Origin of the sequence: Novosphingobium mississippiense (genome assembly GCF_044029535.1) — a bacterium.
Classification (GTDB): domain Bacteria; phylum Pseudomonadota; class Alphaproteobacteria; order Sphingomonadales; family Sphingomonadaceae; genus Novosphingobium.
On sequence record NZ_CP147001.1, the window covers coordinates 3,368,583 to 3,393,779 of the forward strand.

The 25,197-nt window shown below is 65.8% G+C and carries 25 protein-coding genes; 16 read left to right on the top strand and 9 right to left on the bottom strand.

Annotation, left to right across the window (positions count from 1 at the left end; genetic code table 11):
* On the bottom strand, positions 1-2,568 hold the full coding sequence (locus WBP06_RS15965; protein ID WP_395329742.1) for a helicase-related protein: 2,568 nt from the start codon (positions 2,566-2,568) through the stop codon (positions 1-3).
* Between the two features lie 111 nt (positions 2,569-2,679).
* On the opposite strand from WBP06_RS15965, the gene WBP06_RS15970 reads away from it, so the two are divergent.
* The 5 genes from WBP06_RS15970 to WBP06_RS15990 all read left to right on the top strand — a co-directional run bounded on the left by WBP06_RS15970 (position 2,680) and on the right by WBP06_RS15990 (position 6,955).
* A complete protein-coding gene (locus tag WBP06_RS15970) occupies positions 2,680-4,413 on the top strand; it encodes a M23 family metallopeptidase (protein ID WP_395329744.1) in 1,734 nt (577 codons plus the stop codon).
* 105 nt (positions 4,414-4,518) lie between these two features.
* Positions 4,519-5,514: a porphobilinogen synthase gene (gene hemB / locus WBP06_RS15975; protein ID WP_395329746.1), complete on the top strand. Its 996-nt coding sequence runs from the start codon at positions 4,519-4,521 to the stop codon at positions 5,512-5,514.
* 4 nt (positions 5,515-5,518) lie between these two features.
* Positions 5,519-6,094, top strand: a complete 576-nt coding sequence (locus WBP06_RS15980) for a GNAT family N-acetyltransferase (RefSeq protein WP_395329748.1) — start codon at positions 5,519-5,521, stop codon at positions 6,092-6,094.
* Between the two features lie 22 nt (positions 6,095-6,116).
* Positions 6,117-6,674, top strand: coding sequence for a gamma carbonic anhydrase family protein (locus WBP06_RS15985; RefSeq protein WP_395329750.1), 558 nt, complete (start codon positions 6,117-6,119; stop codon positions 6,672-6,674).
* Positions 6,674-6,955, top strand: a complete 282-nt coding sequence (locus WBP06_RS15990) for a DUF167 domain-containing protein (protein ID WP_395329752.1) — start codon at positions 6,674-6,676, stop codon at positions 6,953-6,955. The genes WBP06_RS15985 and WBP06_RS15990 overlap by 1 nt, the downstream gene beginning before the upstream one ends.
* Positions 6,956-7,010: 55 nt before the next feature.
* Here the strand turns inward: WBP06_RS15990 and WBP06_RS15995 are convergent, their stop codons facing one another.
* The 5 genes from WBP06_RS15995 to WBP06_RS16015 form a co-directional block, all read right to left on the bottom strand.
* Positions 7,011-7,412, bottom strand: coding sequence for a group II truncated hemoglobin (locus tag WBP06_RS15995; RefSeq protein ID WP_395334207.1), 402 nt, complete (start codon positions 7,410-7,412; stop codon positions 7,011-7,013).
* Positions 7,413-7,479: 67 nt separating this feature from the next.
* Positions 7,480-9,072, bottom strand: coding sequence for a cisplatin damage response ATP-dependent DNA ligase (locus WBP06_RS16000; protein ID WP_395329754.1), 1,593 nt, complete (start codon positions 9,070-9,072; stop codon positions 7,480-7,482).
* A 168-nt stretch (positions 9,073-9,240) separates the two neighbouring features.
* The gene (locus WBP06_RS16005) at positions 9,241-10,245 is read right to left on the bottom strand and encodes a ligase-associated DNA damage response exonuclease (RefSeq protein WP_395329756.1); all 1,005 of its coding nucleotides are present in this window, start codon (positions 10,243-10,245) and stop codon (positions 9,241-9,243) included.
* 67 nt (positions 10,246-10,312) lie between these two features.
* Entirely contained in the window at positions 10,313-12,682 is a 2,370-nt protein-coding gene (gene clpA / locus WBP06_RS16010; RefSeq protein ID WP_395329758.1) for an ATP-dependent Clp protease ATP-binding subunit ClpA, read from the bottom strand.
* A 136-nt stretch (positions 12,683-12,818) separates the two neighbouring features.
* Complete coding sequence (locus WBP06_RS16015; protein ID WP_395329760.1) at positions 12,819-13,049, bottom strand: DUF1192 domain-containing protein; 231 nt, start codon at positions 13,047-13,049, stop codon at positions 12,819-12,821.
* A gap of 113 nt (positions 13,050-13,162) precedes the next feature.
* On the opposite strand from WBP06_RS16015, the gene WBP06_RS16020 reads away from it, so the two are divergent.
* Together WBP06_RS16020 and WBP06_RS16025 are read left to right on the top strand one after the other, a co-directional pair.
* Complete coding sequence (locus WBP06_RS16020; protein ID WP_395329762.1) at positions 13,163-14,140, top strand: NAD(P)H-quinone oxidoreductase; 978 nt, start codon at positions 13,163-13,165, stop codon at positions 14,138-14,140.
* Between the two features lie 242 nt (positions 14,141-14,382).
* Positions 14,383-15,090, top strand: a complete 708-nt coding sequence (locus tag WBP06_RS16025) for a DUF1013 domain-containing protein (RefSeq protein WP_395329764.1) — start codon at positions 14,383-14,385, stop codon at positions 15,088-15,090.
* A gap of 352 nt (positions 15,091-15,442) precedes the next feature.
* Here WBP06_RS16025 and WBP06_RS16030 read toward each other — a convergent pair whose 3' ends face one another.
* Complete coding sequence (locus WBP06_RS16030; RefSeq protein ID WP_395334209.1) at positions 15,443-15,853, bottom strand: polymer-forming cytoskeletal protein; 411 nt, start codon at positions 15,851-15,853, stop codon at positions 15,443-15,445.
* 4 nt (positions 15,854-15,857) lie between these two features.
* Positions 15,858-16,922 (bottom strand): M23 family metallopeptidase, encoded by a 1,065-nt coding sequence (locus WBP06_RS16035; protein WP_395329766.1) that lies wholly within the window; start codon positions 16,920-16,922, stop codon positions 15,858-15,860.
* Between the two features lie 171 nt (positions 16,923-17,093).
* On the opposite strand from WBP06_RS16035, the gene WBP06_RS16040 reads away from it, so the two are divergent.
* The 9 genes from WBP06_RS16040 (at position 17,094) to WBP06_RS16080 (ending at position 24,853) form a co-directional block, all read left to right on the top strand.
* Positions 17,094-17,306: a hypothetical protein gene (locus tag WBP06_RS16040; protein ID WP_395329768.1), complete on the top strand. Its 213-nt coding sequence runs from the start codon at positions 17,094-17,096 to the stop codon at positions 17,304-17,306.
* 31 nt (positions 17,307-17,337) lie between these two features.
* Complete coding sequence (locus WBP06_RS16045) at positions 17,338-18,627, top strand: glutamate-5-semialdehyde dehydrogenase (protein ID WP_395329770.1); 1,290 nt, start codon at positions 17,338-17,340, stop codon at positions 18,625-18,627.
* A gap of 41 nt (positions 18,628-18,668) precedes the next feature.
* Positions 18,669-19,349, top strand: coding sequence for a nicotinate-nucleotide adenylyltransferase (locus tag WBP06_RS16050; protein ID WP_395329772.1), 681 nt, complete (start codon positions 18,669-18,671; stop codon positions 19,347-19,349).
* 165 nt (positions 19,350-19,514) lie between these two features.
* The gene (gene rsfS, locus WBP06_RS16055; protein ID WP_395334211.1) at positions 19,515-19,862 is read left to right on the top strand and encodes a ribosome silencing factor; all 348 of its coding nucleotides are present in this window, start codon (positions 19,515-19,517) and stop codon (positions 19,860-19,862) included.
* Between the two features lie 243 nt (positions 19,863-20,105).
* Entirely contained in the window at positions 20,106-20,531 is a 426-nt protein-coding gene (locus tag WBP06_RS16060; protein WP_395334213.1) for a 23S rRNA (pseudouridine(1915)-N(3))-methyltransferase RlmH, read from the top strand.
* Between the two features lie 304 nt (positions 20,532-20,835).
* Positions 20,836-21,570, top strand: coding sequence for a sterol desaturase family protein (locus tag WBP06_RS16065; RefSeq protein WP_395329774.1), 735 nt, complete (start codon positions 20,836-20,838; stop codon positions 21,568-21,570).
* A gap of 53 nt (positions 21,571-21,623) precedes the next feature.
* The gene (locus WBP06_RS16070) at positions 21,624-21,986 is read left to right on the top strand and encodes a DUF2141 domain-containing protein (RefSeq protein WP_395329776.1); all 363 of its coding nucleotides are present in this window, start codon (positions 21,624-21,626) and stop codon (positions 21,984-21,986) included.
* 14 nt (positions 21,987-22,000) lie between these two features.
* Positions 22,001-23,338: an MFS transporter gene (locus tag WBP06_RS16075; protein ID WP_395329778.1), complete on the top strand. Its 1,338-nt coding sequence runs from the start codon at positions 22,001-22,003 to the stop codon at positions 23,336-23,338.
* Between the two features lie 120 nt (positions 23,339-23,458).
* Entirely contained in the window at positions 23,459-24,853 is a 1,395-nt protein-coding gene (locus tag WBP06_RS16080; RefSeq protein WP_395329780.1) for a hypothetical protein, read from the top strand.
* 64 nt (positions 24,854-24,917) lie between these two features.
* Here the strand turns inward: WBP06_RS16080 and WBP06_RS16085 are convergent, their stop codons facing one another.
* A complete protein-coding gene (locus tag WBP06_RS16085; RefSeq protein ID WP_395329782.1) occupies positions 24,918-25,142 on the bottom strand; it encodes a hypothetical protein in 225 nt (74 codons plus the stop codon).
* Positions 25,143-25,197 lie beyond the last annotated feature (55 nt).

Here is a 25,197-nt window from a genome sequence, read left to right on the forward strand (position 1 = left end):
TCAGCGTCCCCTGTCGGCGCCGATCAGCTCGCCCAGTGCGGCGAAGGCGCCGTCCGTACGAACCGGCTGCGGACGCGCCTCTTCCACCTGGCGGCGGGGCGGGCGCCAGCGCCAGCGTACCGGGGCGGGCGGGCCATGCGCTTCTTCGGCAAGCGGGCGTGGCATCACCGGCTGGAAGCCGGCAAGGCGCAGCAGCCGGGCGTAGCTGGAGGTGGTCAGCCCCATCGACACGGCGCGGGCGGGATCGAGCGCGAAATCGCGTGAGGCGGGGCCGGTGCCGCGCGCCTCGTGCGCCTCGCGCAGCAGTTTTTCGGCCATGTCCAGCCGGATCAGTTGCTTGCCCAGATTGCGATAGCCGGGCGCGCGGTGGCGCTTGCCGGCGTCCATCGCCGGCGGCATCGCCGGATCGGGCTCACCGCCCTGCGCCTGCCTGCCGGCGATCTTCGCCAGCTGGCGCCATAGCGCGATCGGGCCGGGGCGCAGCATTCCCGGCACGAAGAGATCGAGCGCGCCCACGCGCACGCCGAGGCGGGCGAGCATGGTGCGGCGATTCTTGTCCAGCCGGTCCACGGCGGTGTCTTCGCGCGCGGACATGCCGCCGCGATCGACCAGCGTGATCAGCAGGGCGCGCAAGTCCGGCCCGGCATCCTCGGAGCGGCTGGCCTCGTCCAGCTTGCCCAACGGCGCCAGCGGTTCCAGCGCGGCGATCAGCCAGGCCTCCAGCGCGGCGACCAGCGCCTTGCGCGACGGGGCGGGAATGGCATCGAGCACGCGATCGGGCACCAGCACCGGCGAAAGCAGCGAGCGACCGGCGGAGAGCGTGGCGATCTTCTCGCCCTCCCATTTCAGGTCGCCGGCTTCCAGCGTGATGGCGGCGGTGCCTTCGTGAATCGCGGCCGCCAGCGCATCGGCGCGCTTTTGCAGCAGCGCGGGCAGGTGGCGTTCGGCGGCGGCCAGCAGCAGCTTGCGATCGGTCAGGCGGGCGCCGGGATCGACCTGAAAGCCGAAGCCGCGCAGCGAGCCGATGTGCTCGCCCTCCACCAGCACTTCCTCGTCTTCGAGACGGACCGAGAGCAGTCCGGCGTCGGGGCCGAGTTTCTTCATGAGCACGGCAGTCCTGCGGTTGATGAAACGTTCGGTAAGCTTGCCATGAAGCGCATCGGAAAGCCGCGCCTCTACCGCCCGGGCACGCGCCGCCATTTCGTCGCGGGCGAGCACCCAGTCGGGGCGCTGGGCGATATAGGCCCATGAACGGATTGCGGCAATCCGCCCTTGCAGCGTGTCGATATCGCCGCCGGTGCGGTCCAGCTGGGCGATCTGCTGTGCCATGTAATCGGCACCGAGTTCGCCATTGCGCAAGTCCTGCCACAGCCGCGCGACGAAGCGGGCGTGTGTTTCCGAACCCTGCTGGCGGAAATCGGGGAGGCGGCAGACGTCCCAGAACCGGGCGACCTGGGCAAGGCCGCGCACGGTGCCGCCCACGTCGGGATCGTCGGCCAGGCGCTTCAGCACGGCCAGATCGATGGCTTCGGGGGCGGGGGCCAGTTCGGGCCGTTCGGGCGGGGCTTCCAGATCGGCGATCAGCGTGGCCAGATCGTCGAAGCGCGGTTCGGGCTCGCGCCAGAACAGCTTGGTCAGCGGCGGGAAACGATGTTCCTCGATCGCGTAGACTTCTTCCGGTTCGAATTCGGAATCGTGCCCACCCGACCCGGTGAGGGTGCCGAATGTGCCGTCGGTCTGGTGGCGGCCGGCGCGTCCGGCGATCTGTGCCATTTCCGCCGTGGTCAGGCGGCGATGGCGGCGACCGTCGTATTTCGAGAGCCCGGCGAAGGCGACATGCTGGACGTCGAGATTGAGGCCCATGCCGATGGCGTCGGTGGCGACGAGATAGTCGACCTCTCCCGACTGGTAGAGTTCCACCTGGGCATTGCGCGTCTGCGGGCTGAGCGCGCCCATGACCACGGCGGCACCGCCACGGAAACGGCGCAGCATTTCGGCGATCGCGTAGACCTGCTCGGTAGAGAAGGCGACGATCGCACTGCGCGGCGGAATCCGGCTCAGCTTCTTGGCACCAACGTGGGAGAGCGTGGAAAAGCGCGGGCGCGAGATCACTTCGACCCCGGGCACCAGCGCTTTCACCAGCGGTTCGATGGTGGAGGAGCCGAGGATCATCGTCTCTTCCCGGCCGCGCGCGTGGAGCAGGCGGTCGGTGAAGACATGGCCGCGTTCGCGATCGGCGGCCAGTTGCGCCTCGTCGATGGCGACGAAGGCCAGGCTGCGGTCGGTAACCGGCATCGCCTCCGCCGTGCAGAGCAGGTAGCGGGCGTTCTTCGGCTCGATCCGTTCCTCACCCGTGATCAGCGCGACGCTGGCTTCGCCCTTGATCTTGCAGACGCGGTCATAGACCTCGCGCGCCAGCAGGCGGAGCGGAAAGCCGATGGCGCCGCTGGAATGGGCGCAGAGCCGCTCTATGGCGAGGTGGGTCTTGCCGGTGTTCGTCGGGCCGAGCACCGCCTTTACCCCACTGGGAGCGTCGTTTCGCGACGAGGCATGCGGCTTGTGAAACATTACGCCCTAGATTTGGCATCCCACCCGGACGCCCGCAAGACTCGGCTCGCCGAAAAACGGGTCAGAAATCCACAGCGTTAGGCAGCAATTAACCTTAAGCGGGCAGGACATGTGCCCGAGGGCCCGTGTGTGGGCCGCTGGAATGCCCTTGATTCTGCCGCGATCGGAACCGTTCCGGTCGTTGGTGGCGTAGGGCAAGGCGCATGGCTGCGGCCGCGTAAAAGGGACGGGCATCTGTTCAAGGCACTTGAACACGGCGGGGAGATCGCGGCGGGCGAGGGGGGCGGACACGCCGCCGCGCTTTCGCACGCGCAAGTCGTTCCCGAGCCGGCAGCGCCGGAATCGGTCGTTCCGCAAAAGCCGCGCCTGCAGGATCGGATCGCGGGCTGGAAGCGCGATGTCGAGCATTGGTGCGATCGCGTGGAGATCGCGCCGGACCTTGCCTGCGATATCGGCAGCCGCCGTTGGCTGCGCGGCATGGCGACTCTGCTGGGGCTTTCCGTGGCGGCCTGCGCGTTCTGGCCCGATTTCGCGATGGTGGAGGCGGCCACGACGCCGCTGGTCACCCGTGAGCGCGACGAATTCCGCAGCCAGACGATTGCTCCACTGGGGCTGGGGGCCGATGCCGGCCGCCACATGGGTGCCAGCCCGCTGGTTCGGCCGCTGGGCAGCGTGCCCGAACGGCCGAGCGTGGAACTGGTGGCGACGCTGGGGCAGGGCGACAGCTTTGCCCGAATGCTGGAACGCGTCGGCGTCGGGGATGACGATGCCACGCGCATCGGCGCGCTGGTCGGTCAGGCGGTTCCGCTTGACCAGATCGAACCGGGAACCCAGTTCGACGTGACGCTAGGCGGCCGCCCGGTGCCGGGGGCGCCGCGCGCGCTTACCGCCATGAACTTCCGTGCGCGTTTCGACATGGACCTGTCGATCCAGCGTGGCGGCGCCGGACTCTCGCTGGTGCGCCACCCGATTCACGTCGACGAAACGCCGCTGCGCATTCGTGGCACGGTCGGCTCCAGCCTCTATCGATCGGCTCGCAACGCCGGCGCGCCGATCGCGGCGATTCAGGCCTATCTCCAGGCCATCGACAAGTACGTGAGTCTGGAAAGCGATATTCGCGCCAATGACGCGTTCGATATCGTGGTTGCCTACAAGCGATCCGCCAAGGGCGAGCGGCAGGTGGGCAACCTGCTCTATGCCGGCCTTGAGCATGAGGGCAAACCGCGCCTTCAACTGCTGCGCTGGGGTCAGGACGGGGACATGGTCGCCGCCGGTAGCCTTGCCGAATCGACCAGCACGGCCGCCGGGATGCCGGTGGCGGGGCACATGACTTCGCCCTACGGAATGCGCCGCCATCCGATCCTGGGATATGTGCGCATGCACGCCGGCATCGATTTCGGCGCGGCCTATGGCTCGCCGATCTATGCGGTGGCCGATGGCGTGGTCAGCTTTTCCGGCCGGCATGGCGGCCATGGTAACTATGTCCGGATCGAGCATGGCGGCGGGCTGGGCACCGGCTATGGCCACATGAGTCGCATTGCCGTTTCGGCCGGCACCCGTGTCCGCGCCGGGCAGGTGATCGGCTACGTCGGCTCCTCCGGCCTGTCGACCGGGCCGCATCTCCATTTCGAGGCCTATCGCGGCGGGCAGACGATCAACCCGGCGGGCCTGCGCTTTGTTTCGGCGCCGCGGATCGACGGCAAGGAAAAGAACGCCTTCGATGCACGGCTGAAGGCGCTACTGACCGTGCAACCGGGAGAGGCGCTGGGCTCGGTCGCGCCGGTCACCGCCACGCCGATGGGCGCGGAGCGCGAGATCGACCGACTGGAGCCGAAGACGCTCTGAATCCCGGCGACGCTTCGCCGGTGGGCGCACCGCGCAAGCGGTCTTGCTGCCTTGGACAGTCCGTCACATTGAATGCCCTGCGCTTTTCCGGCAATCACACCAGCCATGACCGGAGCATATCCCCACACCCGCCTGCGCCGCGCGCGCGCCACGGCCTGGAGCCGCGCCATGCACCGCGAAACGGTGCTCACCCCCGCCGACCTGATCTGGCCGGTCTTCGTGACCGAGGGAGAGGGCGTGGAGCAGCCGATATCCTCGCTGCCCGGCGTGTCGCGCTGGTCGGTGGACCTGCTGGTCGAACGCGCGCGTGAAGCGGCGGACCTTGGCATCCCGTGCCTGGCGCTGTTCCCCGATACCCAGCCCGAACGCCGCAGCGACAATGGCGCCGAAGCGCTCAATCCCGACAACCTGATGTGCCGCGCCTTGCGTGCCATCCGCGCCGAACTGGGTGACCGTATCGGCCTGCTGACCGACGTGGCGCTCGATCCCTATACCAGCCATGGCCAGGACGGGCTGGTCGATGAAAACGGCTATGTGCTGAATGACGAGACGGTGGAAGTGCTGGTCGGCCAGGCGCTGAATCAGGCGCGGGCCGGGGCGGACATCATCGCCCCGTCGGACATGATGGACGGCCGCATCGGCGCGATCCGCGATGCGCTGGAGGATGAGGGCTTCGTCAACGTCCAGATCATGAGCTACGCCGCCAAGTACGCGTTGGCCTTCTATGGCCCGTTCCGCGATGCGGTGAACACGCGCGGCCTGCTGAAGGGCGACAAGAAGACCTACCAGATGGACCCGGCCAATGCCGAGGAAGCGCTGCGCGAGGTGGAGATGGATCTGGCGGAGGGTGCGGACAGCGTAATGGTGAAGCCGGGCCTGCCCTATCTGGATATTGCGCGCCGGGTCAAGGAAACTTTCGAGGTTCCCGTCTTCGCCTATCAGGTCTCCGGCGAATACGCGATGATCGAGGCGGCGGTGGCGGCCGGCGCGGCGGATCGCGATGCGATGGTGCTGGAAACGCTTCTGGCCTTCAAGCGCGCGGGTTGTTCGGGCGTGCTGACCTATCACGCCGTGCATGCCGCACGCCTGCTGCAGAAGTGACGTCATGACGGATTTCAGGCTGGAAACCGATCGGCTGGTACTGCGCAACTGGCAGCCGGGCGATATCGCGCGCTTCGCGGCGGTGACCAACAATCCGGACGTCATGCGCTGGCTGGGCGGGGTGATGGACGCGGAGCGGCTGGCCCAGTCCGAAGCGCGCATGATCGGCTTTCACGAAAGCTACGGCCACACTTTCTGGATCGTTGAGCGCAAGGCTGATGGCGGCCATCTCTCGGGCGAGATGCTCGGCTTCTGTGGGCTCAAGAAGATCGACGCGCCGGGGGCCTCGTTCCCAGGCGAGTTCGAGATCGGCTGGCGTATGCGCACCGATGCCCATGGCAAGGGCTATGCCAAGGAAGCGGCGATCGCCTCGCTCGATGCCGGGTTCGATCGGTTCGGCGCGGAGGAGATTTTCGCGATCACCGTCATCGAGAACGAGCCGAGCTGGGGCCTGATGCGCCGGCTGGACATGCGGCGGCGAGAGGATCTGGATTACGACGATCCGCGCTTCGAACCACCGTTGCGGCACACGATCGCCTATTCGATCACCCGCGACGAATGGGCCGCGCAGCCGCGCTGAGGGCGCCGGCAGGGAGAGGGATATGAATCGCACCGACATCACCGTGGCCGCCTTCAAGGGCAAGGCGCCACGGATTCACTCCAGCGCCTTCATCGCGCCGGGCTGCCGGATCATCGGCGATGTGGAGATCGGGCCGGACGTCAGCATCTGGTACAACTGCGTGATCCGCGCCGATGTAAATCGGGTGGTGATCGGCGCGCGGACCAATGTGCAGGACGGCACGGTGATTCACTGCGACAGCCCCAAGCCCTCGCGCCCCGAAGGCTATCCGACGCTGATCGGAGAGGATGTGCTGATCGGGCATATGGCGATGGTGCACGGCTGCACGCTGGAGGATCGCGCCTTCGTCGGCCTTGGCGCGATCGTCATGGATGGCAGCTATATCGAATCGGACGGCATGCTGGCGGCCGGCGCGCAACTGACCGGCAAGCGCATCGGCGCGTGCCAGCTCTGGATGGGACGTCCCGCGAAGTATTTGCGCGATCTGGACGAGGCGACGATGGCCGGTAACCAAGCGGGCGTGCAGGCCTATGTCGAGCGTGGCCGCGAACATGCCGAGGCGCTGGGCTTGACGGGCTGATGGCCAAGCCGAAAGCCGCGCTGCCATCCGCAGATGAATTGCGGGCCTTGATCGATGCCGAACAGCGCCTCTCCGTGCGCGTCACTCCCGGTGCGAAAGTGGAGGCGATGGAGATCGTTGAAGGCCGGATTCTGGTGAAAGTTCGCGCCAAGCCTGAAGATGGCAAGGCGAACGAGGCGGTGCGGACGCTCTTGGCCGCAGCGCTGGAACTGGCACCATCGCGAGTGACATTGTTGCGCGGCGCAACTTCGCGCGAGAAGCAGTTTCAAGTCGATAAGTAAGTCCTCCCCGGTGCGCGGAGGGACCGCCCCCATCAGCGGCAGATACCCCTCCCCCTCAGGGACGCGTCATTCCCCGTGCCATGCGGGACAGCACCTCAGTCATGGCCTGCGCGATATGGGCCGGTTCCGGCGCGACATCGGCAATCGCGCGAGTCATCGCATCGGCCCATTGCGCGGCGGTCTGGCGGTCGATGGCAAAGTCCTTGTGCAGACTCATCATGCACTTTCCCGGATTCGCCTCGAACCAGTCGCGCGGGCCGCCGGCCCAGCCGGCGAGGAAGCGGGGCAGGCTCTTACGCATCGGTCCAAGGTCTTCGGCATGCATGGCGCGCAGCTCGGCATAGGCCGCGTCCTGCTCCATCAGATCGTAGAAGCGGTTGGCGATCGCCTCGAACACGGGGGCGCCGCCGATCAGGTCGTGCGGAGTCTGGGCGGTTTCGGTCGTCACGGGGCGAATCTCTCCGGCGCGCAAGGGGTCATGCTGAGGCGATAGCCCATCGGTTCCACGTGGAACTTGATGCGTATCAATCGCGGACCATCGCGCGCAAGGTTTCGATGCGATCGGCTTCGTGCGCGGGCTTGTCGGCGCGGATTCGGTGGATGCGCGGGAATCGCATGGCCAGCCCGGACTTGTGCCGCTTGCTCAAATGAACCGAATCGAAGGCCACTTCCAACACCAGCGACCTGTCGGTCTCGCGCACCGGGCCGAAGCGATTCACCGTGTGGTTGCGGACATGGCGATCCAGCCACTTCAGCTCTTCGTCAGTGAATCCGAAGTAGGCCTTGCCCACGGGCAGCAGTTCGGCGCCCGCATCGGGATCACCGTCCCAGCAGCCGAACGTGAAGTCCGAATAGAACGAGGATCGCTTGCCGCTGCCACGCTGGGCATACATCAGCACGCAATCGATCAGCAGCGGATCACGCTTCCACTTGTACCACAGCCCGGTCTTGCGCCCGGCGACATAGGGACTGTCGCGCCGTTTGAGCATCACGCCTTCGATCGCATCCTCGCGCGCCCTTTCGCGGATCGCGGTCAGTTCGGCGAAATCGGCGGCGGGAATCACGGCGCTGAGGTCGAAGTGGCCTGGATCGAGCCGCCCGATCAAGGCTTCCAGCCGGGCGCGGCGTTCGCTCCAGGGTAGCAGGCGCAAGTCCGCGCCTTCCAGGATCAGCACGTCGTAGAGCCGCACGAACGCCGGATAGTCGGCCAGCATCTTCTTCGAGACGGTCTTGCGGCCCAGCCGCTGTTGCAGCGCATTGAAGCTGGCCGCGCCGCCTTCCTCACGCCCCTGATGGGCGCCGCGCACCAGCAGTTCGCCATCCAGCACGGCATCGACGTGAAGCGCCTCCGCAATTTCGGGAAAGCTGCCCGAGATGTCGTCGCCGGATCGGGAATAGACGCGCGTTTCGCCCTGCACGCGTACCACTTGCACGCGAATCCCGTCCCACTTCCACTCGGCCGCGAACTCGCTGAGATCGAGTTCGACCGCTTCCAGCGGATGGGCGAGCATGAACGGGCGGAACAGCGGCAAGTGCTCGGAAGTGGGGGCCTCCGCCCCGTGCGCGGCCCAGTCGAACAGCGCGAGATAGGGCGGGGACTGGCCGTGCCAATGCTCCTCCACATCCTCGACGGCCACGTCGAAAGCCTGCCCGAAGGCGGTCTTGGCGAGGCGCGCGGAAATGCCGATACGCATGGCACCGGTCGCCAGCTTGAGCAGGGCATAGCGTTCCTCGGCATCGAGCAGGTCTAGCAGGCGCGGCAGTTCCACCATGACATTGGCGCGAGTCATGCGGGCCAGCGCGTCGACGGCTTCGGCCACGCTGGGCGGATTCTCGGCGATGTCCGGGCCGGGCCAGAGCAGGCTGGCGGTTTCTGCCGTATCGCCCACATAGTCGCGGCTAAGGGACCAGAGCACCGGATCGACCCGCTCGGTCATCAGGTTGCGGATCGTGGAGCTTTTGACTGCCGGGAAGTCGAGTCCGTCGGTCAGCGCGGAGAGTGCCCAGCCGCGATCGGGATCGGGCGTCTCGCGCAAGTAGTCTGCCAGCAGCTTCAGCTTCGCATTGCGGCTGCGGGTATAGACCAGCGCGTCGAGGAGGGCGGCGAAGCGTCTCATGAGTGGCTTGCTGAGCGAGGTTTCCCAACAAAACCCCGTCGTCCCCGCGAAGGCGGGGATCCCGCTTTTCTTTTTCTGGGGGAGGCAGAAGGAAGCGGGGCCCCCGCCTTCGCGGGGGCGACGGGATTTATGAGGCGTGGGCTGGGTAAGGAACGGACAGCCGCCATCTCAATCATCCTCGTCCTCGTAGCCAACCAGGGCCAGCGCGCGGGCTTTGCGCTGGTTCAACTCGCACCAGCGCAGCATCGCATCCTCGCGGCCATGGGTGATCCAGGTCTCGCCGGGATTCACGTCGGTGATGGTCTGGGTCAGCTCATCCCAGTCGGCGTGGTCGGAGATGATCAGCGGCAGTTCCACCATCCGCTGCCGCGCCCGCTGGCGCACGCGCATCCAGCCGGAGGCCATGGCGGTGATCGGATCGGGCAAGCGGCGGCTCCAGCGGTCGTTCAGCGCGGAGGGCGGAGCCACCACGATCCGGCCGGCAAGCTCTGGCGTCTTGACGTCACTCACCAGTCGCAAGTCACCCAGATCCACGCCAAAGCGTTCATAAAGCCGGCACATCGCCTCCATCGCGCCGTGGAGGTAGATCGGCTCCACATGCCCCGCGCGGCGCAGTTCGGCGATCACGCGCTGCGCCTTGCCAAGCGCATAGGCGCCGACCAGCACGCAGCGTTCGGGATTGGCGGACAGGGCGGAGAGCAGCTTGGCGATTTCGTGCTCCACGGGCGGATGGCGGAACACCGGCAAGGCGAAGGTCGCCTCGGTGACGAGCACGTCGCAGGGCACGACCTTGAAGGGCGGGCAGGTGGGATCCGGCCGACGCTTGAAATCGCCCGTCACCACCACGCGTTCGCCCGCATGTTCGAGAACGATCTGCGCCGATCCCAGCACGTGCCCGGCGGGGATGAAAGTGGCGGAGACGCTGCCGGGCAGCTGCACAGTCTCGCCATAGGCAACCGGCACCGCGCCGTCGCTGGTGGCGTAGCGCAGCTCCATGATCGCCAGCGTCTCGGGCGTGGCGATCGTCTCGCCATGGCCGCCGCGGGCATGGTCGGAATGGCCGTGAGTCACCAATGCGCGGGGAACAGGGCGCGAAGGATCGATCCAGCAGTCGGCGGGGACGACGTGGATCCCATGCGGTTCGGGTCTGATCCAGGCGAAATCGCGGGCCATGAAAAGAAAATGGGGCGGAAACCGCGCGGTTCCCACCCCATTTCTTCTTGAGTCGGTTCAGAACGGCTCAGTCGTCGGCATTGGTTTCCGGCTGCGTGCCGGGCTTCTTGGCCGACTTCTTCGCAGGCACTTTCTTCTTGGCCTTCACCACCTTCGGCGCGGCGGGCGTCAGTTCGAAGCTGAGCGCGTCCTCCTTGACCGAAACGTGGACCTCGCCGCCGTGCGCCAGTTTGCCGAACAGCAGTTCTTCCGCCAGCGGCTGCTTGACCTTCTCCTGGATGACGCGGGCCATCGGCCGCGCACCGTAAAGCTTGTCGTAACCGCGATGGCCCAGCCACTCGCGCGCGTCGGAGTCGAACTGGATGTGGACGTTCTGGTCCGCCAGCTGGAGTTCCAGCTGCAGGATGAACTTGTCCACCACCCGGCTGATCGTTTCCTTGGCCAGATAGGCGAAGGGCACGATGGCATCGAGACGGTTGCGGAATTCGGGGCTGAACATCTGCTTCACCGCTTCGTCGCCGGCATCCGCCTTGGACGTGTCACCGAAACCGATGCCCTGCTTGGCCATGTCCGACGCACCCGCGTTGGTGGTCATGATCAGGACCACGTTGCGGAAGTCCACGGTCTTGCCGTGGTGATCGGTCAGCTTGCCGTTGTCCATCACCTGCAGAAGGATGTTGAACAGATCGGGGTGCGCCTTTTCGATTTCGTCGAGAAGGAGCACGCAGTGCGGCTGCTGGTCCACCGCGTCGGTGAGCAAGCCGCCCTGGTCGAAGCCGACATAGCCCGGAGGGGCGCCGATCAGACGGCTGACCGAGTGACGCTCCATATATTCGGACATGTCGAAGCGTTGGATCGGGATGCCCATGATCTGGGCCAGCTGCTTGGCGACTTCGGTCTTGCCGACGCCGGTGGGGCCGGAGAACAGGAACGAGCCGATCGGCTTGTCCGGATCGCGCAGGCCCGCGCGGCTGAGCTTCATCGCGGTCGAGAGCACCTCGATCGCCTTGTCTTGGCCGAAGACCACGCGCTTCAGATCGCGTTCGAGATTCTCCAGCGCCTTCTTGTCGTCCGAACTGACCGACTTGGGCGGGATGCGCGCCATCGTCGCGATCACCTGCTCGATCTCGCGCGCAGTGATCGTCTTCTTGCGGCGGCTGGGGGGCACCAGCATCTGCATCGCGCCCACTTCGTCGATCACGTCGATCGCCTTGTCGGGCAGCTTGCGGTCATTGATGTAGCGTGCCGAAAGCTCGACCGCGGTCTTGATCGCGTCCGGCGTGTACTTGACCTTGTGGTGTTCCTCGAACGCGGTGCGCAGGCCACGCAGGATCTTGATCGTGTCTTCCACCGTGGGTTCGTTCACGTCGATCTTCTGGAACCGGCGCAGCAGGGCGCGGTCCTTCTCGAAGTGGTTGCGGAACTCCTTGTAGGTGGTCGAACCGATGCAGCGGATCGTGCCGCCCGACAGTGCGGGCTTCAGCAGGTTCGATGCATCCATCGCGCCGCCGCTGGTGGCACCGGCGCCGATCACCGTGTGGATCTCGTCGATGAACAGGATCGCGTGCGGCATCTTCTCCAGTTCGGAGACGACCTGCTTCAGGCGTTCCTCGAAATCGCCGCGATAGCGGGTGCCGGCCAGCAGGCTGCCCATGTCGAGCGAATAGATCACCGCTTCGGCCAGCACCTCAGGCACTTCGCCTTCGACGATCTTGCGGGCCAGGCCCTCGGCAATGGCGGTCTTGCCCACGCCGGGATCGCCCACGTAGAGCGGGTTGTTCTTCGAACGGCGGCAGAGGATCTGGATCGTGCGGTCCACTTCGGGGCCACGGCCGATCAGCGGGTCAACTTTGCCCAGCAGCGCCTTCTCGTTGAGATTGACGGTGAACTGGTCGAGCGCCGAATCCTTCTTGTTGGCGTTCTTGGTCTCGGCCTTCTCCTCGGGGGCGGGGGCCTGTTCCTCGCTGCCCTTGGGGCTGCGTTCGTCCACGCGTTTGCCGCCCTTGCCGATGCCGTGGCTGATGAAGCTGACGGCGTCCAGGCGGCTCATGTCCTGCTGCTGCAGGAAGTAGACGGCGTAGGAATCGCGTTCGGAAAACAGGGCGACCAGCACGTTGGCGCCGGTCACGGTGTCCTTGCCCGAGGACTGGACGTGCAGGATCGCGCGCTGGATGACGCGCTGGAAGCCGGCGGTGGGGGCGGGATCGCCCTTTTCCTCGGTCTTCAGCGACTGGTATTCCTGATCGAGATACTGGCGCACCACGTCACCGAGGTCGCCAAGATCCACGCCACATGCCTGCATCACCTGTGCCGCGTCCGGATCGTCGATCAGGGCGAGCAGCAGGTGCTCTAGCGTGGCGTACTCGTGGCTGCGCTCCGAAGCGTGCGAGAGCGCGGCATGTAAGGTCTTTTCTAGGCTTTGCGCGAAGCTGGGCATCTAGGAAACTTTCATGTGGGAGTGGGACTCTCCTTGAGGGGGAGCTTTGGAGGAAAACGGGTTTCGGGATTCATATAGGCACGTTCAGGACGGTTGCGAGGTGCGTGCCGCAAGATCGGGTGCAACCTCGCGCCGGTCATGACGTGGGCCCCGGGTTTCGGGGCTTGAACAGGGCATCTGCGGCCAGCATGTGGGCCTGCGAAGCGCGGCGATGCGCGCGGATGCGTTCGATTTCGGTTTCCAGAAGCGCGACGCGTGCGTCGAGTTCGTCCAGCGAATAGCGCTCCAGGCTTTCGCTGGCGAGAAGGCTGGCGGCTCCGAGTTCCACCTCGGGCGACCGCCGCCGCGGTCGATCATCATCGTCCATTGCATTGCAGCATCGGACGGTAGATGCGTGCTGTCAATGGCCTGAAATTATGTTCCCATCCATGGTGGGTCTGTGGCAACAGGATACGTATGTTAGTTAACTCAGTTAAGCGGATGACCGCGATCGGCTTTGAAGCGCCGGGCGGTCCCGATGTGCTCAAGCCCGTCACGCTGCCGATTCCGGAGCCGGGCCCGGGTGAAGTTCTGGTGAAAGTCGCTTTCGCCGGGGTTAACCGTCCCGATGTGGTGCAGCGGCAGGGCAAGTACCCGCCGCCGCCGGGCGCATCGCCGATTCCCGGGCTGGAAATTTCCGGCAAGGTCGCGGCGCTGGGGCAGGGGGTGACCGAATTCCTTCCCGGGCAGGCGATCTGCGCGCTGGTCAGCGGCGGCGGCTATGCCGAATACTGTCTGGCCAAGGCCGCGCACTGCTTGCCGGTGCCCGAAGGGTTGGGCTTGGACGAGGCGGCGGCACTGCCCGAAACGCTGTTCACCGTCTGGCACAACGTGTTCGAGCGTGGCTACGCGCGCGATGGCGAGACGATACTGGTCCATGGCGGCACCAGCGGCATCGGCACGATGGCGGCCATGCTGGGCCGGCATTTCGGATTGACCGTGATCGTCACTTGCGGCTCCCCCGAAAAATGCGCCCGGGCGCTGGAGATCGGGGCGGCCTACGCGATCGACTACAAGGCCAGCGATTTCGTGGAGGAAGTCGCCCGGATCACCGATGGCAAGGGTGTCGACATCGTGCTCGACATGGTGGGCGGCGATTACGTGGCGCGCAACCTCAAGTGCATGGCGCCCGATGGCCGCCACGTGACCATCGCCGTGCAGGGCGGCGCCAAGGCGGAGGTCAACATGGCGGTGGTCATGAGCCGGCGCTACACGCTCACCGGATCGACGCTGCGGCCGCGTTCGGACGCGTTCAAGGGGCTGCTGGCGCAGGAGATCCTCGCCAATGCCTGGCCCTTGGTCGAGGATGGCGAACTGCGGCCGGTCATGGATGCCCGGTTCCCCCTTGCCGAAGCCTCCGCAGCCCATGCGCGGATGGAAGCGGGCGACCATGTCGGCAAGATCGTGCTGGAGATCTGAAGCGGGATTTCGGTGACCGAATAGAGGTGCGAAAATGCGTGGCGGCGCATTTTCGTCGGCGGATCGTGTAAATCCCGAGTCGTCCCTTCGGATGGTTTTGCCAAGTCGTTTCAGATTCGCGCGCGATCGAATTGCGAAAATCGAGGCTTGTGCTTGCCGAATCCGCAAAGTTTCCCTAAATCGGGTCAGAACGGCCGCTCCGCAAAGGGGCGGCCATTATTGTTTCCGCCGGAGATAGAGACATGAGCCAGCCCACTCCGCTGATGCCGCACGCGACCGCCTCGTGGCTGGTCGACACTACCGCGCTGACGTTCGAGCAGATCGCAGAGTTCTGCGGTCTGCACATGCTCGAAGTGCAGGCGATGGCCGACGATCTGGCATCCAGCAAGTATACCGGACGCGATCCCGTGCGTTCGGGCGAACTGACCATGGAAGAGATCGAGAAGGGTCAGGCAAACCCGGAGTACAAGCTCCGCATGCACAAGATCCCGATCACCTCCAGCCGCACCAAGGGCCCGCGCTACACGCCGGTGTCGAAGCGTCAGGACAAGCCGGACGGCATCGCCTGGATCCTGCGCAACCACCCCGAGGTTTCGGACGCGCAGATCGGCAAGCTGATCGGCACCACGCGCAACACCATCGCGGCGATCCGCGACCGTTCGCACTGGAACATCGCCAACATCACGCCGAAGGATCCGGTTACCCTGGGTCTCTGCTCGCAGCGTGAGCTGGACTTCATCGTCTTCAAGGCCGCCAAGAAGGCCGGTATCGAGGACGACGGTCAGAACGACGAGCGTCTGGTCGACGATCGCGAAGCGCTGATCGAGGAACTGCGTGCCGAGCGTGAGGCCGCTTCGCGTGCCGCTTCGGAAGCCGCGCAGGAAGCCGAAGTCGCCGCCTGGCTCCAGGCCAAGCGCGCTGCCGAAGCCGCGGAAGAGCAGGGCGAGTAATCGCCCAACCTTCCCGGCTCAGGGATTGCAAAGCCCCGCGACGATTGGTTCGTCGCGGGGCTTTTTGTTTGTGTGCCGAGCACGGTTGCGCATGAGCGGCGGAGCGGCATCAAGACCTGCAGTTCATTGCAGCAAATCAAGTCCGTCGTCCCCGCGAAGGCGGAGACCCCGCGTCTTTTTTGTTGCTCACGCAGTGGTGCAAACGAGGACCTGCCCACAGGTCAGCCCCACGCGCGTTGTCACCGCTCCCGATGTCGGAAAGGCCCTCGACCATCGCCAATGTGCGATCGGGCCATAAAAAAGAGCAGGGGGCACGCGGCCCCCTGCTCGATTCATCATCAAACGCTGAAAATTACTCGGCCGGTTCCAGCGTGCTTTCATCGGTGAGCTGGGCGATCGCCGGCGGGGTGTGGCCACCGTTCGGATTCAGGCGGCCTTCAAGGCGGGCACCCTGTTCGATGGTGAGTGCGTCGTAGGATACGTCGCCCTCGATCCGCGCGGTGCGCAGGATCACCACCTCGCGGGCGGAGATCGTGCCGCGCACGGTGCCGGCGATACGCACGGATTCGGCACTGATGCCGCCGGCGATCTCGCTGGCGTCACCCTGGATCAGCGACTTGCAGGCGATGTCCCCGGTTACGCGGCCCTCGACGTGAAGGTCGACGGAGGCTTCGATGTTGCCGGTAACGGCAGTGTCTGCACCCAGCACCGAAAAGCTGCTGGCGCCGGTACGGGCGGTGGAGGTCGAAAAGGTCTTGGCCATGGCGTTATCGGGCTTCTTGCTGAACATTATGGGCGGCCTCGAGGAATGTGCGCGGGTTCATGGGCCGGTTGTTGATGCGCACCTCGAAATGGAGATGCGGGCCAGTCGACCGGCCGGTCGAGCCCATTGCGGCGATACGGGTTCCGCCGTCGACGAGTTGGCCGGGGCGGACGTTGAAGCCGGAAAGATGGCCGTAACGGGTCATCAAACCATTGCCGTGGCTGATCTCCACGCAGTTGCCGTAACCCTGGCGCTGGCCGACGAACGTGACGCGGCCCTTGGCGGCGGCATAGATCGGCGAGCCCATCGGGCCGGGGAAGTCGAGCCCGGCATGGAACGCGGCGCCACCGGTGAAGGGGTCGGCGCGATAACCGAAGCTGGACGAGACGTAGGCGACGTGCGCGGGCTTGACCTGCGGGATCGAGGCAAGCCCGTTTTCCAGTGCGTCCATGCGGGCCAGGCTCTGGCCCAGGCGCTGAAAGCGCGGATCGATCGAACCGTCGGCAGCGGTGGAAAGCTTTTCGAGCGGACCACCCTCGGCACCGCGACCGTTGGCCATGGCGTTGGGGTTGAGGCCCAGCTTGCGAATGGTGTCGGCGGTGGCGGCCGCGCGGCGATCGGCGTAGCGGGTCAGGCGTTCGACGAAGGCCAGCTGCTCGGCCTCGACGCCGGCCAGCTTGCCGGCTTCGGGGACGGCCAGGCTGACCTTCTTCACCGTCTCTGCGGATTCGGTGGAGCTGTCGCTCACCGTCTCGCCGGCCTGCTTGTCCTCGGGCAGTTCGCCGATGTGCGCTTCGACCATCGTTTCGATGAACTTCTGGCGGCGTGCCAGATCGTCGACGGTGCCGTTCAGATTGTTGCGATATTGCTGCACGCGGCTTTCGGCCGTGGCTACCTTGGCTTCGCGCAGGCGCAGCAGGACGTGTTCGCTGGTCGCGCTGAATTGCGACACGGCAACAGCGCCCATCGATACGCACCATGCACCCAGCAGCGCGGCGCAAGTGCCGGCAGCCACTTTCTGCATTCGCGACGAAATGCGGATGAAGCGGACTTGCCCCTGCGAGCGCATGATGAACTCGCGTTCAGGAAAGGCCGCCTGGAGACGCGATTTAAGCGTCCCGGCAGATATGAACTTCAAAACGACCCCGCTTGGAAATCTTATGTCCTAACCCCGGCGGCCGGGTAGCAGGGGAGGGGGGCAAAGGCGAATCGACTCGGCCCGGATGGTTGCAAAAACGGGATGAGTCGGACCTCGGTTGCGATGAACCGAGGGAACGGTTTCGTATTTGCGGTGAACCGTTTCCTCGAAATCGACTCGATTCGCCGCCGCAAGGCCTTGAATCATTGTGAAAGTCTGGCTGAATCCGGGCTTAACGTCATTCCCCAGGCTTGCGCAGCAGTTGCATTGCTTGCATCGAACACCGGCTTCGGGATCGTTTCGCCGCATCGGTGACAGCATCGCGCAACAATGCTAGGCGGCGCCTATGACCGAGCAGACTATTCTTGCCCCCGAGGCGGCTGTCGAGACACTCGAGGCGTTGGTGGCGCGCCTTGCGCAGGCGGGCCGTGCCGCGCAGCGCACACTCGCGAAGATGAGCGATGCGCAGAAGGCCGAGGCCCTGCGCGCCGCTGCTGCCGAACTGCGCAAGGCGGAGCCGGAAATTCTGGCGGCCAATGCAAAGGACATCGCCGCCGGCGAGGCCAAGGGGCTGAGCGGCGCGATGCTCGATCGCCTGCGGCTCGATTCCGCGCGGCTGGCCGGGATCGCCGATGCGGTGGAGCAGGTGGCGGGTCTGGCCGATCCGGTCGGAGAGGTCATTTCCACCAGCGAACGGCCCAATGGCCTGCAGCTTTCGCGCGTGCGCATTCCGATCGGTCTGATCGGCATCATTTACGAAAGCCGCCCCAATGTGACGGCCGACGCGGCCGCGCTTTGCCTGCGTTCGGGCAATGCCGCACTGCTGCGCGGCGGCAGCGAGGCACTGCATTCCAACCGTGCGATCATGGCGGCGATGGTCGCGGGTCTGACCCGGGCGGGCGTGCCCGCAGCGGCGATACAACTGATGCCGACGCAGGACCGCGCGGCGGTGGGCGCCATGCTGACGGCGGCGGGCCTGATCGACATGATCGTGCCGCGCGGCGGCAAGAGCCTTGTCGCCCGGGTTCAGGCCGATGCCCGGGTGCCGGTGCTCGCGCACCTTGATGGCATCTGCCACACCTATGTCCACGCCCAGGCGGATCCGGACATGGCGGTGCGCCTTGCCCTCAATGCCAAGATGCGCCGCACGGGGATCTGCGGTTCGATGGAGACATTGCTGCTCGATACGCAGTTTCCGGCGTCGGAAGCCGTGGTGAGCGCGTTGCTCGATGCCGGGTGCGAGGTACGTGGCGATGCCCGCGCCCAGGCGCTCGATCCGCGCATCCTGCCCGCCACCGCAGAGGATTGGGATACCGAATATCTCGACGCGGTGCTGTCGGTGGCAGTGGTCGACGGGCTCGATGCCGCGCTCGATCATATTGCGGCGCATTCCTCGCACCATACCGACGTGATCGTCAGCGAGGACGCGGTGGCGGTCGAACGGTTCCTGAGCGAAGTCGACAGCGCCATCGTCATGGTCAATGCCTCCAGCCAGTTTGCCGATGGCGGCGAATTCGGGCTGGGCGCGGAGATCGGCATCGCCACCGGGCGCCTGCACGCGCGCGGCCCGGTCGCGCTGGAGGGGCTGACCACGTACAAGTGGCTGGTGCGCGGAACCGGGCAGGCCCGCCCCTGACAAGCTCGCCCCTGACCAGATCATCCCTGACGAACCTGTCGATGCGATGCGCCAGCGGACGTACCGGGCCGGTCACCGGGCTGCTGGGCGGCAGCTTCAATCCGGCCCATGGCGGCCATCGGCGCATCACCCTGTTCGCGGCCGATGCACTGGCGCTGGACGAGGTGTGGTGGCTGGTGTCCCCCGGCAACCCGCTCAAGCCAAGAGCGGGCATGGCGCCACTGGCCGCGCGGGTGGAATCGGCGAAGCGACAGGCCCGGCGGGCGCGAATCCGGGTGACCGCGATCGAGCGTGAGCTGGGCACGCGCTACACCGTGGAGACGCTGCGCGCGCTGCTGCGGCGCTATCCGAAAAGACGCTTCGTATGGCTGATGGGGGCCGATAATCTGGCCCAATTCCACCGGTGGAAGGACTGGCGCGACATCGCGCGACTCATGCCGATTGCGGTAATTGCCCGTCCGGGGTATGATGGCGCCGCCTTCGCGAGCCCCGCGATGGCCTGGCTGGGGAGATTCCGGAGGTCCCAGTCCAGTCTTCGCAGTCCGGAAAGGTGGAGCGCACCTGCGCTGGTGACATTGCGATTCGACCCCGATGCGCGGTCGGCCACGGCGATCCGCCAGGCCGATCCGGAGTGGGCCCGGAAGTCGATGGATCGACTTTCGCGTGCAGACTCCATTCGAGATGGTGTCACGTACCACCGCATCCCCGGACATGCAGCGTGAGCGGGCAATCGCCTTTCTCTCGCACGTCCGCATATCAAAAAGTGAGATTGCAACTGGCAGGGTGTTCCACACCCGGCCTGACGCGATCGTGAGAAAGGAGCAGTAACCCTCTAGATGCCACAGGCACAGATACAGCCGGATCAAACCGGCGCCACACCCCCGGCCATGGTCGAGTCCGACGACCCGCAATTGGCCCTCGTCCTGCAAAGCCTCGACGACGATCAGGCGCAGGACATTGTCACCATCGACCTCGAAGGCAAATCGAGCATCGCCGAATACATGGTGATCGCGTCGGGCCGTTCGACCCGCCAGGTGGCGGCGATGGCACAGAAACTTGGCGAACGACTGAAACAGGGTGGTTTCGGCCACGCGCGTGTCGAAGGTCTGCCGGCGGCCGACTGGGTGCTGGTTGATGCCGGCGGCGTAGTCGTGCACCTCTTCCGCCCGGAAGTGCGCAGCTTCTACAACCTCGAGCGTATGTGGGGCTTCGACGGTCCCTCGGGCGCGGCCTGACGCTGCTCGATCGCTGATGGGATGACCCGGCCGCGACGGTGGCCGGGACTCTGAACCGGAAACGGCGCGCCTGCTCCGCGCCACCGGGGCCTGCGCCCCGGTTTCTGCGACTCTAGGGGCCCGCGCCCCGCTTTCTGTGACTCTTGGGGCCCGCGCCCCGGTTTCTGTAACTCTTGGGGCTTGCACCCCGGTCTCCACGACTCCGGGGCTTGCGCGCCCCGCGCCGGGGGGCGATGGAGAATGATGCTTCTCCACGTTATCGCCCGCGGCAAGATCGCCCGCTCGCCAGAGGCCGAGCTGCTCGATCGCTATGCCAAGCGCATCACCTGGCCATTCCGGCATACTGAACTGCCCGACGTCGGCGGCAAGGTGCCGCCGCCCAGCCAGACCCCGTTTCGCGAAGTGCTGCTGGACGAACGCGGCAAGCTGATGAGTTCGGAGGAATTCGCCGAATTGCTCGGCCGCTGGCGCGACGAGGGCGTACGCGAATGTCGTTTCCTGATCGGCGCGGCGGACGGGCACGGCGGTGAGGCGCGTGCGCGGGCCGATCACCTGCTCTGCTTTGGCCGCATGACCTGGCCGCACCTGATGGTGCGGGCGATGCTGGCCGAGCAGCTCTGGCGCGCCACTGCGATTCTGGCGGGGCATCCGTATCATCGATCGGGGTGAGGGCTAGCGCTGGTCTTGGAAGAATCCCGAGAGCATCGTGCGGGTCCGGCAGCAAACCAAGAGATTTCAAAACAAAACCTCATCGTCCCCGCGTAGGCGGGGACCCCGCTTTTCTGGATGGGCAGCGAGAAGGAGGCGGGGCCCCCCGCCTACGCGGGGGCGACGAAGGGATGTTGGATGCTTTGAGTTTTCGATGCCAATTGTGTGTACGATGCCGAAGACCGATTGACCTTTCGCCACATTCCGTCCCTTCGTTGCGCTCCCCTCTGGCCACGACCCCATCCGGCGCGCATAACGCCGCTTGATGCCAGCGATTTCCGGTCCCGGTCTTTGGGCGCTTGTCCTGTCCGCCGTCGTCATGACGGCGATCGTCGGGCTGCGCTATCTTGCCACCTCCGGCCTGTTCGCGTGGATCACCGCGCGGGTTCGGCCCGGACTCTACAAGGGGCTGGATCGGCAGATCCGTGCGGAGATCGGCTGGTCGCTGGCCTCCAGCGCGATCTATGGCATTCCTGCCGGCGTCGTCGCATGGGGCTGGCAGGCGCATCACTGGACGCGGATCTACACGAATCCATCGGCCTACCCGCTCTGGTGGATGCCGCTATCCCTGCTCCTCTACCTGTTCCTGCACGATACTTGGTTCTATTGGACCCACCGCTGGATGCATCGGCCCAGGGTGTTCCGGCTGATGCATGGCGTCCACCACGCCAGCCGCCCGCCAACCGCGTGGGCGGCGATGAGCTTTCATCCGCTGGAGGCGGTGACCGGGGCCGTGGTCGTTCCCGTGCTGGTCTTCGTGGTCCCGATTCACGTCGCCATGCTGGGGCTGGTGCTGACGATCATGACGGTGATGGGGATCGCCAACCATATGGGCTGGGAGATGTTTCCGCGCCGCCTTGTCGAATCGCGGTTGGGCCACTGGCTGATCACCGCCAGCCACCACCATCGCCATCACGAGTTCTATCGATGCAACTACGGCCTCTACTTCCGCTTCTGGGATCACCTGTGCGGCACCGATCGCGGCATCTCGCAGCCCTGACTGCCTGTGCGGTTCTGCTGTGTGGCGCCTCGGCGCCGCCGCCGCCATCCGGCGTGACCGCCACCGTCACCGGCCTGCGTTCGCAAAAGGGCAACGTGCTGGCTTGCCTGACTGCCAACCCCCGTGCCTTTCCCGATTGCAAGGACGATCCGCAGGCCCGCAAGCTGACGGTGCCGGCGGCCGGGCTCAGTCGGCTCGATTTCGGGGCAATGCCCGAAGGTCGGTATGCCATTTCCCTGATTCATGACGAGAACGGCAATGGCCGGCTGGATACCGCGCTGGCGATCCCGCGCGAGGGATTCGGCTTTTCGCGCGATGCACCAGTGCGTTTCGGGCCGCCAAGCTTCGACAAGGCGGCCTTCGTTGTGGGAGCGGACCCGGTTCGCCTGGAAATCCGGATGCGATATCTGCTCTAGCGCTGCCTCGACCCTTGCTGCGCCTGTTCGGCGCGCCTACCCCTGAAGGGGTGACCAAGCAGCACGATATCGTAGAGGAACTGGTCGAAGAGGCCGTCGAAGTCGCAACCGCCGGGCTGGTGCCGCCGCCCGCGACTGGGACGTTCTCCCCCTTCCGCTATCCGGTGTTTCGCGCGATCTGGATCGCCAACCTGTTCTCGAACCTCGGCTCGACGCTGCAGAGCGTGGGGGCGGCCTGGCTGATGACGGAACTGACACCGTCGCACCAACTGGTCGCGCTGGTGCAGGCCTCCGCCACCGTGCCGATTATGTTGCTGGGCGTGTTTGCCGGGGCGATTGCAGACAATTACGACCGGCGGCTGGTCATGCTTGTCTCGCAAGTGGCGATGCTGACCGTTTCTGCGGCGCTGGCCGTCATGGCTTATGCGGGGTGGTTGACGCCGTTCCTGCTGCTGGCCTTCACGCTGGGGGTGGGCACCGGAACCGCGCTCAATTCGCCGGCGTGGCAGGCTTCGGTGCGCCAGCAGGTCGATCCCGAGCAGTTGCCGCAGGCGATCGCGCTCAATTCGATCTCGTTCAACATCGCGCGGTCGATCGGGCCAGCGCTGGGCGGGCTGCTGATCTCGATCTGGAATCCGGCTTTCGCCTTTGCCATCAATGCGATCAGCTACATCGGCCTGATCGGCGTGCTGCTCTGGTGGAGACCGGAAGCGCGAACCATCAATGCGCGCCCGATCCTGCCGGCGGTCGGCGCGGGAATCGCCTTCTGCGCGCGATCCGTGCCCCTGCGGCGCATCCTGATTCGCGGCTTCGCGCTGGGTTTCTGCCTGGCGACGTTCCAGTCGCTGCTGCCCGGGTTGGTGCACGATTCGATTCACGGGGAAGAACTCGATTACGGAATCATGCTGGGCCTGTTCGGGATCGGATCGATTCTGGCGGCGCCGTTGATCGGCCCGATTCGCCGCCGACTGGGGCTGGAAGGCATTCTGATCCTGGGATCGTCGCTCTACATCGCGGCGCTGCTGATCGCGGCGGTCGGCCACAGCCTGCCCGCCGTCATGCCCGCCGCCTTCCTTGCGGGGGTGAGTTGGGTGCTGATTCTGACCACGATCAATACCGCCGTGCAGATGCGCTCGCCCGATGAAGTGCTGGGCCGATGCCTGTCGATCTATCAGGCGGTGACCTTCGGGGGCATGGCAATGGGCGCGTGGACCTGGGGTTCGGTGGCGGATTGGAAGGGCATTCCCTTCGCATTGCACGGCGGCGCGTTGGCGCTGTTCGTCTCGTTCGTGGTGCTGCGTTTCCTGGCACCGATGCCGCGACCGGGCGAGGGCGTGCTGCGGCCGCGCTAGGCGTCGTCGGCCTGACGAACTGCGTAGAGACCCGTAGCGCGGCAATTCCTGCCGGGCCTTAAACATTGATTCACCACGATGGCGCACAATCGGACTCACTGGAAATGGGGTATTCCGACGATGGATGCGTTGCGTGGCGAGTTCACCACCTCGGGCGGGCCGGACAGCGGCTATGATCCGGAGGAGGCAGGCAGCGGATACGAGCGCCGCTCTGCCATGGTCATGGGGGACGAGCGGCGCATGCAGGTGCGCGCCTACAACTTCTGGGCCAGCCTGCTGGGCGATCGCCAGTTCCCGCTGATCGCGGACCTTCGCCCCGATGATTATCCCGACTTCGGGCCCTACAGCGTGCTGCTCGATTTCTCGGACGGGCTGGACGATCCCAAGATCGCCTGGCTGGGTGCCGCGCTCGCCACCGAATGCGGAACGCAGGGGGAGATCGGCAGCCTGGGGCAAGTGCCCAGCCGTTCGCTGCTGTCGCGCATCACCGACCATTACATGCAGATTCTGGCCAACGAGGCACCGATCGGGTTCGAGGCCGAATTCGTCAACGTGCGGGGCGCGACCGTGCTCTATCGCGGCATCCTGCTGCCGTTTTCGCACGATGGATCGCGAATCGACTGGATCTACGGCGTGATCAACTGGAAGGAGCTGGCCGATCAGGCCAGTACCGATGCGCTGATGCGCCAGTTGGACGCGTCGTTGGATGCGACGCTGGACGATAGGCTGGAAGACGCGCTGGCCGTGCGCTCGCCTTTGCAGCGCGACTTGCCGCCCCTGGGCGGCTGGGCCGATGGCCCGGTGGAAACGCCGCTGGATCTGCCGATCGAGGATGCCCTCGCGCTCGACGCGTTCATGGCGCTTGAGCCCGATGCGGTGCGTTTCGACGAATCGGATATTCTCGAACTTACCGCCGACATGGAATTGGCCGATTGGCTGGCCTCTGCCCGTGAACTGGCGCAGGCGGCGATGGGGTGCGAGGATCGTTCGCGCCAGGCGCTCTATGCGGCGATCGGGCGCGCCTACGACTTCGTTCTGGCGGCGGCGGAGGCCCCGGCCGAACTAGCCGAGCTGTTGGAAGATGCCGGCCTGAAAGTGCAGGAGCGTGCACCGCTGGTGCCGCTGGTGAAGCTGGTTTTCGGAACCGAATACGACAAGACGCGGCTGACCGAGTTTGCCGGCGTCATAGCCCATGGCCAGCGGCTTCGCCTCGATCGTGGCGGCTTGACGTCGTTCCTTGCCGCGCAGCCCGGCGGCATCAAGGCCGTGGTGCGGGAGGAACGCCGCCTGAAGCGCGAGGAAAGCGAAGGTACCGCCAAAGCCGAAACCCGGCACGATCGCATCGTGCGCGGCTTGCGCGGTCTGGCGCCGAAGACTCTGGGCGATCTGGGCAAGGACAGCGAATTCACCCTGCTGGTCGCCCGGCGGGAAGAGGATGGCAGCGTGGTGCTGCTGGGCGCGGTCGACGACGACGAGACGCTGCTGGATCGCGCCGCCCGCCGATTGCTGGGCTGAAGCGGCCATGCGAAAGGGCGACAACCGCCGGGTTGCCGCCCCTGAAGTTTCGCCGTTTCCGGGTTCAGTAGGTTGCCGGGGGATCGCTCGCCGGGAAGCTTTCGTCGATCGCCTCATCGGTCTTCGACCAGCGCTTGGGCTTGGATTGCATGTTTTCCGGCCCCGCGTCGCGCACCGGCGGGCAAGCGGTGCCGTTGGTGGCGGTCAGCGGTTCTTCCTGATCGCGCGTCGCATATTTGTAGAGTGCGTAGCCGGCGGCACCGGCAACGGCCAACTTGATCAGTCCCATCGGTCCTGCTCCTCTTGGTGGCAGCTACCCCGCCCGGGTGGGCGGGGCGCAGTGT

Bases quoted from the DNA above. Each gene is read 5' to 3' on its own strand.
- WBP06_RS15965 (WP_395329742.1), bottom strand. From the start codon at position 2,568: ATGTTTCACAAGCCGCATGCCTCGTCGCGAAACGACGCTCCCAGTGGG.
- hemB (WP_395329746.1), top strand. From the start codon at position 4,519: ATGACCGGAGCATATCCCCACACCCGCCTGCGCCGCGCGCGCGCCACG.
- WBP06_RS15980 (WP_395329748.1), top strand. From the start codon at position 5,519: ATGACGGATTTCAGGCTGGAAACCGATCGGCTGGTACTGCGCAACTGG.
- WBP06_RS15985 (WP_395329750.1), top strand. From the start codon at position 6,117: ATGAATCGCACCGACATCACCGTGGCCGCCTTCAAGGGCAAGGCGCCA.
- WBP06_RS15990 (WP_395329752.1), top strand. From the start codon at position 6,674: ATGGCCAAGCCGAAAGCCGCGCTGCCATCCGCAGATGAATTGCGGGCC.
- WBP06_RS16000 (WP_395329754.1), bottom strand. From the start codon at position 9,072: ATGAGACGCTTCGCCGCCCTCCTCGACGCGCTGGTCTATACCCGCAGC.
- WBP06_RS16005 (WP_395329756.1), bottom strand. From the start codon at position 10,245: ATGGCCCGCGATTTCGCCTGGATCAGACCCGAACCGCATGGGATCCAC.
- clpA (WP_395329758.1), bottom strand. From the start codon at position 12,682: ATGCCCAGCTTCGCGCAAAGCCTAGAAAAGACCTTACATGCCGCGCTC.
- WBP06_RS16015 (WP_395329760.1), bottom strand. From the start codon at position 13,049: ATGGACGATGATGATCGACCGCGGCGGCGGTCGCCCGAGGTGGAACTC.
- WBP06_RS16020 (WP_395329762.1), top strand. From the start codon at position 13,163: ATGACCGCGATCGGCTTTGAAGCGCCGGGCGGTCCCGATGTGCTCAAG.
- WBP06_RS16025 (WP_395329764.1), top strand. From the start codon at position 14,383: ATGAGCCAGCCCACTCCGCTGATGCCGCACGCGACCGCCTCGTGGCTG.
- WBP06_RS16030 (WP_395334209.1), bottom strand. From the start codon at position 15,853: ATGGCCAAGACCTTTTCGACCTCCACCGCCCGTACCGGCGCCAGCAGC.
- WBP06_RS16035 (WP_395329766.1), bottom strand. From the start codon at position 16,922: ATGCGCTCGCAGGGGCAAGTCCGCTTCATCCGCATTTCGTCGCGAATG.
- WBP06_RS16040 (WP_395329768.1), top strand. From the start codon at position 17,094: ATGAGTCGGACCTCGGTTGCGATGAACCGAGGGAACGGTTTCGTATTT.
- WBP06_RS16045 (WP_395329770.1), top strand. From the start codon at position 17,338: ATGACCGAGCAGACTATTCTTGCCCCCGAGGCGGCTGTCGAGACACTC.
- WBP06_RS16050 (WP_395329772.1), top strand. From the start codon at position 18,669: ATGCGATGCGCCAGCGGACGTACCGGGCCGGTCACCGGGCTGCTGGGC.
- rsfS (WP_395334211.1), top strand. From the start codon at position 19,515: ATGGTCGAGTCCGACGACCCGCAATTGGCCCTCGTCCTGCAAAGCCTC.
- WBP06_RS16060 (WP_395334213.1), top strand. From the start codon at position 20,106: ATGCTTCTCCACGTTATCGCCCGCGGCAAGATCGCCCGCTCGCCAGAG.
- WBP06_RS16065 (WP_395329774.1), top strand. From the start codon at position 20,836: ATGCCAGCGATTTCCGGTCCCGGTCTTTGGGCGCTTGTCCTGTCCGCC.
- WBP06_RS16080 (WP_395329780.1), top strand. From the start codon at position 23,459: ATGGATGCGTTGCGTGGCGAGTTCACCACCTCGGGCGGGCCGGACAGC.
- WBP06_RS16085 (WP_395329782.1), bottom strand. From the start codon at position 25,142: ATGGGACTGATCAAGTTGGCCGTTGCCGGTGCCGCCGGCTACGCACTC.